At 61.5% G+C, this 13,682-nt stretch carries 8 protein-coding genes and 1 pseudogene; 6 read left to right on the forward strand and 3 right to left on the reverse strand.

What is annotated here, in order from left to right; genetic code table 11:
* Window positions 1–2 precede the first annotated feature (2 nt).
* The 5 genes from M2400_RS19350 to M2400_RS19370 all read left to right on the forward strand — a co-directional run bounded on the left by M2400_RS19350 (window position 3) and on the right by M2400_RS19370 (window position 9,777).
* A complete protein-coding gene (locus tag M2400_RS19350) occupies window positions 3–1,418 on the forward strand; it encodes a DNA polymerase Y family protein (RefSeq protein WP_259197612.1) in 1,416 nt (471 codons plus the stop codon).
* On the forward strand, window positions 1,394–4,483 hold the full coding sequence (locus tag M2400_RS19355; protein ID WP_259197613.1) for an error-prone DNA polymerase: 3,090 nt from the start codon (window positions 1,394–1,396) through the stop codon (window positions 4,481–4,483). The genes M2400_RS19350 and M2400_RS19355 overlap by 25 nt, the downstream gene beginning before the upstream one ends.
* A gap of 114 nt (window positions 4,484–4,597) precedes the next feature.
* On the forward strand, window positions 4,598–6,307 hold the full coding sequence (locus M2400_RS19360) for an ATP-binding protein (protein ID WP_259197615.1): 1,710 nt from the start codon (window positions 4,598–4,600) through the stop codon (window positions 6,305–6,307).
* A 165-nt stretch (window positions 6,308–6,472) separates the two neighbouring features.
* Window positions 6,473–9,001: an excinuclease ABC subunit UvrA gene (gene uvrA / locus M2400_RS19365; RefSeq protein ID WP_177042524.1), complete on the forward strand. Its 2,529-nt coding sequence runs from the start codon at window positions 6,473–6,475 to the stop codon at window positions 8,999–9,001.
* Between the two features lie 164 nt (window positions 9,002–9,165).
* A complete protein-coding gene (locus M2400_RS19370; RefSeq protein ID WP_259197620.1) occupies window positions 9,166–9,777 on the forward strand; it encodes a hypothetical protein in 612 nt (203 codons plus the stop codon).
* A 54-nt stretch (window positions 9,778–9,831) separates the two neighbouring features.
* On the opposite strand, the gene M2400_RS19375 is transcribed toward M2400_RS19370, so the two are convergent.
* On the reverse strand, window positions 9,832–11,046 hold the full coding sequence (locus tag M2400_RS19375; protein WP_177076946.1) for an MFS transporter: 1,215 nt from the start codon (window positions 11,044–11,046) through the stop codon (window positions 9,832–9,834).
* A 484-nt stretch (window positions 11,047–11,530) separates the two neighbouring features.
* On the opposite strand from M2400_RS19375, the gene M2400_RS19380 reads away from it, so the two are divergent.
* A complete protein-coding gene (locus M2400_RS19380; RefSeq protein WP_177129333.1) occupies window positions 11,531–12,091 on the forward strand; it encodes a hypothetical protein in 561 nt (186 codons plus the stop codon).
* A gap of 215 nt (window positions 12,092–12,306) precedes the next feature.
* On the opposite strand, the gene M2400_RS19385 is transcribed toward M2400_RS19380, so the two are convergent.
* Both M2400_RS19385 and M2400_RS19390 read right to left on the reverse strand, forming a co-directional pair.
* Complete coding sequence (locus tag M2400_RS19385) at window positions 12,307–12,852, reverse strand: GNAT family N-acetyltransferase (protein ID WP_177076956.1); 546 nt, start codon at window positions 12,850–12,852, stop codon at window positions 12,307–12,309.
* A gap of 280 nt (window positions 12,853–13,132) precedes the next feature.
* Window positions 13,133–13,609, reverse strand: a pseudogene (locus M2400_RS19390) (GNAT family N-acetyltransferase); the annotation flags it as partial.
* Window positions 13,610–13,682 lie beyond the last annotated feature (73 nt).

The following is a 13,682-nucleotide window of genomic DNA, read 5'->3' on the forward strand; positions in this document are numbered from 1 at the left end:
GCATGCGCTGGGTGTGTATTGTCTTCCCGCAATTGGCGCTGGACGGGGTGCTGCGTTCGCGCCCCGAGCCAGATCAGCCGTTGGCCCTGCTGGCCGGCACGCCGCAGCGGCGGGTGCTGCAAACCGTCAATGAGGCCGCGCGCAAACTCGGCCTGCGTCCCGGCCAATCCCTGACGGCAGCCCATGCCTTGACCAAGGCGTTTGCCTGCGCCGAATACGACCCGGCGCAGATCGAGTACTGGCAGCAATTTCTGGCCGCCTGGGCCTACCGTTTCAGCTCCCAGGTCAGCGTGTTTTACCCACGGGCGTTGCTGTTCGAGATCGAGTCGAGCCTGGGCCTGTTCGGGCCCTGGCCGCAGCTTGAGGCACGCTTGCGCAAGGAGCTGACCGAACTGGGGTTTCGTCACCGCATCGTCGCCGCGCCGAACCCGGCGGCGGCGCGGATCCTGGCGAATGCCTACGACGGCCTGGCCGTGGCCGATGAGTCATGCCTGCAACAAGCCCTGGCGCCCATCCCCATCGACCGCGCCGGCCTCGACCCGCAGGCTGCCACCGCATTGTCACGCATGGGCTTGCGCACCTTGGCCCAGGTGCAGGCGTTGCCCCGGCATACCCTGGCCCGGCGTTTCGACGCGGCGCTGCTCAAGCACCTTGATGCACTGAGCGGGCAACGGCCGCTGGCCCTGGCGTTCTACCAGCCGCCGGACCGTTTCGATGTGCGCATCGAGCTGAATTTTGATGTGTTATCCCACCAGGCCTTGCTGTTTCCCTTGCGCCGCTTGACTGGCGACCTGTCGGCGTTTCTGTGTGGCCGCGACAGTGGCGTGCAGCGTTTTGACCTGCACCTGGAACACGCCGCAGAACCCGACACCGTGATCAAGGTCGGCCTGCTCAGCGCCGAGCGCGACGCGGCGATGCTGTTCGAACTGGCCCGCGGTCGCCTGGAGCAGGTCCAAGTCACCTCGCCGGTGCGTGGCTTTCGCCTGGTGGCCCAGGACCTGCCGGTGTTTGTGCCCCAGCGCCAGGACCTGTTCGACGAGCGCCCGCAACAAACCCTGCCGTGGGAACAGCTGCGCGAACGCCTGCGGGCGCGGCTGGGGGACGAGGCGGTACAAGGCCTGCGCTTTCACGCCGACCACCGCCCCGAATGCGCCTGGCAACCCGGTGCCGACACTCGCCCGTGCGCGCCCTCAAACAACCTGCAGCGTCCCGGCTGGTTGCTGCATGAACCGACGCCCCTGGCCGAGCAGGGCTTGCAGATATTGATGGGCCCGGAGCGCATCGAGTCCGGCTGGTGGGATGGCGCCGATGTGCGCCGTGACTACTACCTGGTGCGCACTCGCGCCGGCCAGCAGGGCTGGGCGTACCGCACCGTCGGCGAAAGCGGCGCGCTGTGGCTGCAAGGCTGGTTCGCATGAAGTACGTGGAACTGCATTGCCTGTCCAACTTCAGTTTCCAGCGTGGCGCCTCCAGCGCCAGGGAACTGTTTGAGCGAGCCAAACAGCAAGGCTACGAGGCGCTGGCAATCACTGATGAATGCACCTTGTCGGGCATCGTCCGCGCCTGGCAGGCGGCCAAGGCCGTCGAGTTGCCGCTGATCATCGGCAGCGAGATGCGCCTCGAAAACGGCCCCAGGCTGGTGCTGCTGGTGGAGAACCTGGAGGGCTACCAGCACCTGTGCCGGCTGATCACCATCGCCCGCCGCCGGGCGGAAAAAGGTCACTACCGCCTGTTGCAGGAAGACTTCACCTGCGTGCAAGGCCTGTTGGCGTTATGGCTGGTCGAAGACACTGACACCCAGGCCCATATCCAATGGCTGCGCAGCACCTTCACCGACTGCCTGTGGCTGGCCGTGGAGCTGCACTGCGGCCAGAACGATGCTCGCCACCTTGAGCAACGCCTGAACCTGGCCGCCAGCCTGCACTTGCCGGCGGTGGCCTGCGGCGATGTGCATATGCATGTGCGTGGCCGTCGCGCCCTGCAAGACACCATGACCGCGATCCGTCATCACGTACCCGTGGCTGAAGCCGGCACGCGCCTGCATCCCAATGGCGAGCGGCACTTGCGCAGCCTCGATGCCTTGGCCGCGCTGTACCCGGCGCACTTGCTGGAAGAGTCTCTGAACATCGCCCGCCGCTGCACCTTTGACCTCGGCCAGTTGCGCTATCAATACCCGCGTGAACTGGTGCCTGCAGGGCAAACCCCGGAAACCTGGCTGCGCACCCTGACCGAAGAGGGCATTGCCCAGCGCTGGCCGAAAGGCGTGGACGCCAAGACCCTTCGGCAGATCAACGATGAGCTGAAGCTGATCAGCGAGCTGGGCTACGAAAGCTACTTCCTCACTGTGCACGACATTGTGCGCTTTGCCCGCAGCCGTTCGATCCTGTGCCAGGGCCGCGGCTCGGCGGCCAACTCGGCGGTGTGTTTTGCCCTGGGCATCACCGAGATCGACCCAAGCCTCACCAGCATGCTGTTCGAACGCTTCCTGTCCCGAGAACGCAACGAGCCGCCAGACATCGACGTGGACTTCGAACACGAACGCCGCGAAGAAGTGCTGCAATACGTCTTCCAACGCTACGGCCGCACCCGCGCCGCGTTGACGGCGGTGGTCAGCAGCTACCACGGTGCCGGCGCGGTGCGCGACGTGGCCAAGGCCCTCGGGTTGCCGCCGGACCAGGTCAACGCCCTGGCCGACTGCTGCGGACGCTGGAGCGATGAAGCGCCACCTCTGGAACGCCTGCGCGAAGGCGGCTTCGACCCCGACAGCCCGGTGCTGCGCCGGGTGCTCACACTCACTCAGCAACTGATCGGCTTCCCTCGGCACCTGTCCCAGCACCCCGGCGGTTTCGTGATTTCCGAACACCCGCTGGACACCCTGGTGCCGGTGGAAAATGCCGCCATGGCCGAGCGCACCATCATCCAGTGGGACAAGGACGACCTCGACGCGGTGGGCCTGCTCAAGGTGGATATCCTCGCGCTGGGCATGCTCAGTGCGATTCGCCGCTGCTTCGACCTGCTGCGCCGCCATCGCAACCGGGACCTGAGCCTGGCCTCGGTGCCCAAGGAAGACGCGGCGACCTACGCGATGATCAGCAAGGCCGACACCATTGGCGTGTTCCAGATTGAATCGCGGGCGCAGATGTCGATGTTGCCGCGTTTGCGGCCGAAAAAATTCTACGACCTGGTTATTGAGGTCGCCATCGTGCGCCCGGGCCCGATTCAGGGCGGCATGGTGCATCCGTACCTGCGGCGGCGAAACAACGAGGAAGAAACCACCTACCCATCGGCGGAACTCAAGTCCGTGCTGGAGCGCACCCTGGGCATCCCGCTGTTCCAGGAGCAGGTCATGCAGATCGCCATGGTCGCTGCTGATTACAGCCCCGGCGAAGCCGACCAGTTGCGCCGCTCCATGGCCGCCTGGAAGCGCCACGGTGGCCTCGAACCCCACCAGCAACGCCTGCGCACCGGCATGCTGAAAAACGGCTACACCGAAGCCTTCGCCGCGCAGATTTTCGAGCAGATCAAGGGCTTTGGCAGCTACGGATTTCCCGAGTCCCACGCCGCCAGTTTCGCCTTGCTGACCTACGCCAGTTGCTGGCTCAAATGTCACGAGCCGGCAGCGTTTGCCTGCGCCCTGATCAACAGTTGGCCCATGGGCTTCTACAGCCCGGACCAGATCCTGCAGGACGCCCGGCGCCATCATTTGCAGATCCGCCCGGTGGACGTGCAGGCCAGTGACTGGGATTGCAGCCTTGAACCGATCGACGGCCAGCAACCGGCCATTCGCATGGGCTTGCGGATGATCTGCGGGTTTCGCGAAGAGGATGGCCGGCGCATCGAAACGGCGCGTCAGGCCCGGGCGTTTTTTGACATTGCCGACTTGGGCGAACGGGCCCGGTTGGACACCCGCGCCCAGGAACTGCTGGCGGATGCCGGCGCCTTGCGTGGCCTGGCCGGGCATCGGCACCGGGCGCGCTGGGAAGTGGCCGGGGTGCAGAAGCAACTGGGCCTGTTCGCCGGGGTGGCCAGCCCTGAAGAGGCGGTGGTGGAGCTGCCGCAACCGACGGTGGGCGAGGACCTGTATGCCGACTACGCCAGCGTCGGCACCACCCTCGGTCCACATCCCCTGGCGTTGTTGCGCGATGAGCTGCGGGCACGGCGTTGCCGCAGTTCCCAAGAGTTGTTGTGGGTCGAGCATGGACGCAATGTGAGCGTCGCCGGTTTGGTCACCGGTCGACAACGCCCGGGCACCGCCAGCGGCGTCACCTTCGTCACCCTGGAAGATGAATTCGGCAATATCAACGTGGTGGTCTGGCGCGACTTGGCCGAGCGCCAACGCCAGGCGCTGGTGGGCTCGCGTTTGCTCAAGGTGGATGGGCGCTGGGAGGCGGTGGGGGAGGTTCGGCACCTGATCGCCGGGCGCCTGACCGACCTGACCCCGCTGCTGTCGGGTATCAGTGTGCGCAGCCGGGATTTTCGCTGAGCCGGCCCTTGCCCGTTCATCCGTGCATCAGCACTATGCAATGAAACCAACCGCTGCTGTCGGGCTCAAAGTTTTCATTGCCGCCCACCTTTTATCTTTTTGCAGAGCCGACCGATGCAGTTTTTATCGAATACCCACGGCTGTGAAGGCTGGGCTGGGGAAATGGCCCGGAGGATTCGTGCTTTCGACTGGTCCGCCACCGACCTCGGCCCGCTGGACCACTGGCCCGGCAGCCTGGTGAGTGCCGTGCAGATGATGCTGGCCTCGCCGATGCCCATGGTGATGTTGTGGGGGCCGGCGGGTTACATGATCTACAACGACAGCTATTCGGTGTTTGCCGGTGGCCGTCACCCGTATCTGCTGGGGGTGACGGTGGAACTGGGCTGGCCGGAAGTCGCCGACTTCAACCGCCATGTGGTCGACACCTGCCTGGCCGGCGGCACTTTGTCCTACCGCAATCTGCCCCTGGAACTGCTGCGCGACGGCCGCCCCGAAGAAGTCTGGATGGATCTGTATTACAGCCCCGTAGCCGGTGACGACCAGCGGCCGGGCGGGGTGTTGGCGATTGTGGTGGAGACTACCGAACATATGATCTCCGAACGCCTGCGCCAGGAGCTCACCCACAACCTGGAGCAGCGCGTCGCGGCGGAAGTGCAGGCCCGTTCCACCGCCGAAGAACAGTTGCGCCAGTCGCAAAAGCTCGAGGCCATCGGTGGCCTGACCGGCGGCGTGGCCCACGACTTCAACAACCTGCTGCAAGTGGTCGCCGGCAACCTGCACCTGCTGGCCCGGCATGAACCGGATAACCCCCAGGTGCAACGCCGGGTCAGCGCCGCCATTGCGGCCGTGGAGCGCGGGGCCAAGCTGACCTCGCAACTGCTGGCGTTTGCCCGTCGCCAGCCGCTGTCGCCGGCGGTGTACAACCCGCTGCGCATCTACGAAGGCCTGGGGGAATTGCTGCAGCGGGCGTTGGGGGAAACCATCCACATTGACGTGCAGCTGCCCCAGGATCCGTGGTGCATCCATGTCGACCGCAACCAACTGGAAAACGCCTTGCTCAACCTGGCGATCAACGCCCGGGACGCGATGAAAGGCGAGGGCGTGATTCGGATTACCGGCGAAAACATCATCCTCAATCCGCCGGACTGCATCGGTAAAAGCATCAACCCCGGCGAGTACGTACGCCTGGCCGTCACCGACAGCGGCGCCGGCATGTCGCCGACGATTCTGGCGCGGGCCTTCGAACCGTTCTTTACCACCAAGCCGGATGGCCACGGCACTGGCCTGGGGTTGAGCATGGTGTTCGGGTTTGTGCGGCAAAGTGGCGGGCATGTGGAGGTCGCGAGCGAGGAGGGCAGCGGCACCGTGGTGCAGATGTATTTCCCCCGCAGCCTTGCAGAGCCGCAAAGCCAGGAAGCGCCCGTCGAGCTCACCCAACACACCGGCGGCCAGGAGACGATCCTGGTGGTCGAGGACAACGAAGGCGTGCGCACCGCGGCGGTGGAACTGCTCGAACAATCCGGCTACACCGTACTGACCGCCGAAGACGGCGACCGCGCCATGGGGATGCTGCGCGCCGGCCTGCAACCCGACCTGATCTTTACCGACGTGGTGATGCCGGGCCGGCTCAAAAGTACCGACCTGGCCGAATGGGCGCGGGAGCAAGTACCGGCGGTGGCGGTGCTGTTTACCTCCGGGCACACCCGCGACATTCTTTCCAGCAACCACCTGCTGAGCCAGGATATTCACCTGCTGAGCAAACCCTATGGCCCGGATGAGTTGGCCCAACGAGTGCGCTCGGTGCTGAACTCCCGGATGATGTGACGAATGGAGATCCAGCCAGCAACACCAAACCACTGTGGGAGCCGGGCTTGCCCGCGATGGCGGAGTGTCAGGCACCCCATTCGGTAACTGGCACACCGTCATCGCGGGCAAGCCCGGCTCCCACAATTGATCTTCACTGACTTGAGCACACCGACAAGGTTACCCATGACTTCCCAGCGCAACCTGCCCCCCGACACCTCGCTCACCACCCAACGCCCAGGCTTCGTCCGGGTGCGGGGCGCCCGGGAGCACAACCTGCGCAACGTCGACGTGGACATCCCCCGCGACGCCCTGGTGGTGTTCACCGGTGTGTCAGGCTCCGGCAAATCCTCGCTGGCTTTTTCCACCGTCTACGCCGAAGCCCAGCGGCGCTACTTCGAATCCGTCGCGCCCTACGCCCGCCGCCTGATCGACCAGGTGGGCGTCCCCGACGTCGACTCCATCGAAGGCCTGCCCCCCGCCGTGGCCCTGCAACAACAGCGCGGCACCCCCAGCACCCGCTCCTCGGTGGGCAGCGTCACCACCTTGTCCAGCCTGATCCGCATGCTCTACTCGCGCGCCGGCAGCTACCCGGCGGGGCAAGCGATGCTGTACGCCGAAGACTTTTCCCCCAACCTGCCACAAGGCGCCTGCCCGCAATGCCACGGCCTGGGCCGCGTGTACGAAGTGACCGAAGCCCTGATGGTGCCCGATCCGTCCCTCACCATCCGCCAGCGCGCCGTCGCCTCCTGGCCGCTGGCGTGGCAAGGCCAGAACCAGCGCGACATCCTCGTCACCCTCGGCTACGACGTCGACATCCCGTGGCGCGATCTGCCGAAAAAACAGCGTGACTGGATCCTCTTCACCGAAGAAACGCCCACTGCGCCGGTATATGCGGGTCTCACCCCGGCCCAAACCCGCGACGCCCTCAAACGCAAACTGGAGCCGAGCTACCAGGGCACCTTCACCGGCGCCCGGCGCTACATCCTGCACACCTTCACCCACTCCCAAAGCGCCCTGATGAAAAAGCGCGTTTCGCAATTCATGCAAGGCAGCCCATGCCCGTTGTGCGAAGGCAAGCGCCTGAACAAGGCCGCGCTGTCGGTGAAATTTGCCGGGGTGGACATTGGCGAGCTGTCGCAAATGTCCCTGCTGCAACTCGCCGAACTGCTGCGCCCGGTGGCCGAAGGGCAGGGCGATAAAAAACTCTCCGTGGAAAAACGCCTGGCTGCCCAGCGCATCGCCCAGGACCTGCTGGAGCGCGTCAGCACCCTGACCGACCTTGGCCTGGGCTACCTGGCCCTGGAACGCAGCACGCCGACCCTGTCCTCCGGCGAGCTGCAACGCCTGCGCCTGGCCACCCAACTGGGCTCACAACTGTTCGGCGTGATCTACGTGTTGGACGAACCGTCCGCCGGCCTGCACCCCGCCGACGGCGAAGCGCTGTTCGCCGCCCTCGACCGATTGAAGGCCGCCGGCAACTCCCTATTCGTGGTGGAACACGACCTGGAAACCATGCGCCGCGCCGACTGGCTGATCGACGTCGGCCCGGCTGCCGGCGAGCACGGCGGCCAGGTCCTGTACAGCGGCCCGCCCGCAGGCCTCGCGCAGATCGAAGCATCGCAAACCCGCGAATACCTGTTCGCCGAAAAGCGCCCGGTGAGCCAACCACCGCGCCAACCCACCGGCTGGCTGAGCCTGGAAGGCGTCACGCGCAACAACCTCAACGACCTGAGCGTGAGCTTCCCCTTGGGCTGCTTCACCGCCGTCACCGGCATCTCCGGCTCGGGCAAATCCAGCCTCGTCAGCCAGGCGCTTTTGGAACTGGTAGGCGCAGGCCTGGGCCGTGTGGTGGAAACCGAAGACGAACCCAGCCTCGAAGACGACGCCCCGCAAACCAGTGGCGGACGCATCAGCGGCGGCCTGGAACACATCCGCCGCCTGGTACAAGTGGACCAGAAACCCATCGGCCGCACACCGCGCTCCAACCTCGCGACCTACACCGGCCTGTTCGACAACGTACGCAAACTGTTCGCCGCTACACCGGCGGCGAAAAAGCGGAATTACGATGCGGGGCAGTTCTCCTTCAACGTCGCCAAAGGGCGTTGCCCGAACTGCGAAGGCGAAGGTTTTGTCAGCGTCGAATTGCTGTTCATGCCCAGCGTGTACGCGCCATGCCCGACGTGCCATGGCGCGCGATACAACCCGGATACGTTAGCGATCAAGTGGCAAGGATTGACCATCGCCCAAGTGCTGGGGCTGACGGTTGAGCAGGCGGTTGAGGTGTTTGCCGAAGAGCCGGGCGTGCTGCGCTCGCTGCAAGTGCTGCGGGATATCGGGCTGGGGTATTTGCGCCTTGGCCAGCCGGCCACCGAGTTGTCGGGCGGGGAGGCGCAGCGGATCAAACTGGCGACCGAGCTGCAGCGCAATGCTCGCGGCGCCACGTTGTATGTGCTGGATGAGCCGACTACCGGGTTGCATCCGCGGGATGTGGACCGGTTGTTGAGCCAGCTCAATCACCTGGTGGAGGCGGGGCATACGGTGATTGTGGTGGAGCATGAAATGCGCGTGGTGGCGCAGAGTGATTGGGTGATTGATATCGGGCCGGGGGCAGGGGATCGCGGCGGGAAGGTGGTGGTGAGTGGCACCCCGCAGAAAGTTGCGAAGAGCAAGAGCAGCCGGACTGCGCCGTTTTTGGGGCGGGAGTTGGGATAGTTTGTGGCGTTTTGCCCTAAGCTGCAGCTCAGGTAGTCTCAAACCCGGCCCCCAGGTTTTTCGTCGTGTAACTCATGGAGCTTTCTGAGGGCAGTACGCCGCTTTACCAACGATTGACCCGGTATGCCCTACCGGTTCGCAATTTCACCACAAGGAAATAAAGGATGAACAAGTGGTTACTGGCGTTCGCCGCGATGCTATCGCTGGGCGGCTGCGCCACCCCTTCCAACATGATTGATCGCGCTGATGAACGAAAGCCCATCGATCCGCAAAAAGCCATTATTGTCGGTTTTGTTTCCGAGGGCTTTCTCACTCAGCCCCACGGGCTGTATGTACTGCTCAAATATCAGGATCCGAACCCCCAAGCGATAGCGACACGCATCGCACTTACCACCCTGGACCAGAACAACGAAGTTCTTGGCAAACCGCATATCATGGGCAATACCTTCGTATACGAAGTACCTGCGGGCACCTATGACGTCACCCACTGGTTCTACCGTTTTTATGACGGGTTCAGTGCCGATCAGAAAAAACCGCTGACCTTCAGCGTCAAGCCTGGGGACGTCGCCTATATCGGCAACTTCCACGCAAACTCGCTGACGATGTGCCTTTCCAATACTGATGACTTTGCAAAGGCCGTTATCGATATCAAAAAGGCTCACCCCTTCCTGGCTAACGTGGCGATAACGAACCTGTCCCATGACCTGCAATTTCCAGGCTGGCCGAATACAAAGGCCACGGATGTGTTTGGAAAAGGGTTGTGCAAGGTGCAGTAACACCGGATGGTTTGGCGTTGTCCGCTGCTTGTGGCTAAGAGCGGTCCTTTGCACTCACTGGCCGCGATCACCGCGTCCAGTGTCATAGCGTTTCGAATAGGAAGCGCCCATCAGATAGAAACACCCGCCCGCCACGATAAACGCTGCGAGCATATAGAACATGAAATGCGCCGGCTGCGATGCCAGGGCAAATCCGCACAACACCGGCCCCAGCGCACCGCCGAGGCTGGACAGGTTTTGCGCGCCGTAATACATGCCGCGCAAGTGCTCCGGCGCGATGCGGTCGATGAACATGTACTCGGCCGGGAACACGATGATTTCACCCACGGTGAATATCCCCACGGCCAACGCCCAATGCAACACGGTGGTGGACAACGCAAAACCGACGACGCCCAGCAGAAACAGACTGAAGCCCGCCGTCAGCCATTGATTCAAATGCTCATTGGTAATGCGCTTGCCCACCATGTACTGCAGGCAGATCACCACCGTCGCATTAACCGCCACCACCGAACTGATGACCTGGTAGGTAAATTCCGGGGTGCTTGTAGTCACCAGGTATTGGGAGATGTAGCCGGTGAACTGGCCGAACGCCACAGCGCTCAACGCGCCGCCAACCGTGAAGCAGACCAGGCGATAGTCCTTGAGCAGAATGCGCCCCACCGCGACGAACGACACCGGCGCATTGGCCGGGTCGGCGGAGCTGAGGCTCCTGTCGCCCCACACCATATAAGTCACGAAGAAGCCCATGCCGAGGATCGCAGATATCAAGAACGGCAGTTTCATATCCATGTGCGCGAGCCCGGCGCCAATGAACGGCCCCACCGCGTAACCCACGTTGATCAGGGTGTAGCGCACCGAAAACACTTTGCCGCGTTCGGCTTCCGGCAGCAGTTTGCCAAACGCGGCCTTGACCACAATGTCGATAACCGAATAGGCGAAATTGAACGACACCAGAAACAGGAAAAACAGCCACAGGTGCGACGTGACGCACATACCGATGAAGCCCACGGTGAAGAAACCCGTGAAACTCAGGATCAATCGATAGCTGGAAATCTTGTCAGTCAGGTAACCGCCGTAAAGGCTTAGCAACGAGCCGACAAGCATCGCACCGCCCACCACCAGGCCGATGTCGCTGATACCCAACGTGAAGTTGGATGACAGATAAATCACCATATACGGCAGGGTAATGGCGCGCCCCAGTGTCAGAAACAACGCAGACGACAGCAGCAGATTGACCGAAAACGGGTAGTGTCTGAAGGCGGCGAGCATCAGAGTGGGTTCCTGTAATGGGCAGTATCAGGGGCTGAGTCATATATCGTTACATATCCTACTTTGACTTGACAGCGGGATCTGTCAGCTGGAAAGCCACAACATCTTTTTAAAGTGCTTCCAGGTTTTGACCTGCGATGTGTACATGAAGTGCTCCCTGCGGATTGACGGTCAAGAGCGCCGTTTTTTCAGCGCAAAAGGGCCGGCGCGAAAGTGGCTGCACAAACAGCAACCATCCAATACCAGGCCTGGTCGGCTTATTGCCCGAGGGGTAACGCTGCGGGTGTGATAACCGCCCGACGAGTCCTGGATGCAGTAATTCGGGGACATCGGTTTTTCCTTGGCGGCGGCCTTTTCTCTCCCGATGTGTCGCACGTACAGTCTGCCCTGTTATTCTGATTCAGCAATCCGACGTGTAAATAAGATGCTATTCGGCATCAAGTGGCAGGAATGTCGGCTAATTGATAGTTAGGGAAAACTGAGTATGCGTCGCTTAATAGCCAGCGGGTTTGTGTTTGTCAGCATTGCGATATTCTGTTCCGGCTGCACATCTTATTCGTCCCAGCCGACAATCAACGAACCCGCTGAACCCGAAACAAAAGAAATCATCTCCAGCTTCAGTTACGCAATAAACTCCCCATGGAAAGACAGTCGCTTCGGCAAGGACGCATACGCTGCGACACTCAAAGTTATTCCCGATGCACAGGATAAGGGCTCCAGCCTTGCTGCCCCGACCCTGCCGGCATTAGAAATAGAGATCTCGGAGTTCTCATCTGGCGGCGCTTGCGGACAAGAATACTTGACGGGCCTGAGTCTGGGTTTGATCCCCAGTTGGTGTACGCGGACAAACCTTTTCAAGTTTGATTTTATATTGAATAAGGATCAGCGCTTTTGCAGGCAGAAAACCTACTCGATCAACTCCACGTCGTTTTCACATCTCACGATGATTCCGTTTGCACTATTCAATACGGACAATCAGCCATTGACGCTCTATCAGGCGGCGCTTAAAGATTTTCTTCGGATAGGTCAATGTGCGACGCGTTGAGAGGCCTGTTAACAGGCTTTGTTTTGCGGCTACGAGGGGCTCATTCGAGGCGTTGGGACGTTCGAAATTTATCTTAGGTGAGCGGCAGCTTTTGGCCGTTTTCTGCACGTCGTGAGAGTCAGAAAACGGCCAGATGCAGACATCTAAAGCGTCTACTAAACTCGGGGCGATTCAGGTTTTGGGTTGGAACATCCGTAGATGAGTGACCGCGCCTTTCACCTCAGCGATGCCTCCCAGTGAGCGCGCGTCAGTCCGTAACACTTCGCCAAGGCCGGCTTGGCGGATATTTTCAGTTCGGCGTCATACAAATGCACTGCGCCCAACTTCAGCGTGGCCGTTTGCGAACGAATGTTTGTAGGCGCTATGTGGAAATAGACGATGTCGTAAGCCCGGAATGCATGCTCCAGCATCAACTGCTTAAGCTCGCGGTTGGCATCGCCACCCCACTTCGCACGCACCAGAAAGGTAAAGCCGATGGCTATGCTGTTCGGTAGATCCGGCGGCGTGTAGTAGCTTGATGTGCCAACGATATCCCCTGAGGCAATATCAGTGACCGCGAGCGCTTTCTTCGTGGCGAGTAGAGAGGCGAAGTACACCTCGAACACATCGCGTTTATAACGATCCCTGGCGGGATGGCCGTCCCAGATGTGTGGATCAGCCGCTGCCTGAAACATAGCGTCAAGATCACTGTCTGCCAGAGGTTTAAGCCTCAGTGTGCTGCCGCGCAGATCGGGTTGGCAATCGAAGTCGTGGGCGGACATGGGGTTCTTTCCGAGTGGCCAAGGGGGATGGAGCCAGTCTAGAGCGGCAGTTTGATAAAGAAAGATCCAATGTGACGGGTATTGAGGGGGCCATCACTGTAGAAAAATGGACGGATTTATTTTCCGGTTGGAAAGCGCCCTCTGTGGGTCAGACGACGTTTAATAATAGTGTCTGCCCCCCTAATTTCCCCTAAGCGAGAGCTGCTGTTGAATTGCCGTCATAAAGCGGCCACGAAAGGCCATTGTCGGCCATTAGCAAACGCCCCCGCACCGACATCTTTCAACCACCTGCCAAACGATACAGCGCCTGAGCATGAGATGGCGCCAGCCCAGTGCGCTGCAAATTACGCCGACTCTGCGAACCGGGAAGCGCTGTCGCGGCGACCACAAGGCTGCCGTGCTTCTTTGCTTGCTCTATCCGGTGAGATATCAGCGCTCCGTGGTAGCCCAGGCCTCGTGCATTTTTTCGGGTAGCCGCCGTCCCCAGGTAGGCAACACCATTGCTGGCCAGGTACATCAACGCGCCTGCAACGACCTGCCCATCAGCTTTAAGGACGTAGATCTTCAGACGATCATTTGACATCAGCCCTGCAAACGAAGCCTGGCTCAACTGACGATGTTCTGGCTTGGTATGAAAGCTACTCGCATGAACCGCTGCGAACTCCGGAAGAGAATCTGAAGTGGCCTCTTCGATGTCGAATGATTGGGGATTCAACACCGCATTCTCGATAGGGCACATCAGCTGCAGGTGCGTCCACTCACCCAGTACTAAAGGAGGAGCCAATGCCCGCTAAAGGACCATTTCGGCCTGGCGCCAGAGGTTTAGGCTC

The organism is Pseudomonas sp. BIGb0558 (genome assembly GCF_024807515.1).
Lineage (GTDB): Bacteria > Pseudomonadota > Gammaproteobacteria > Pseudomonadales > Pseudomonadaceae > Aquipseudomonas > Aquipseudomonas yamanorum_A.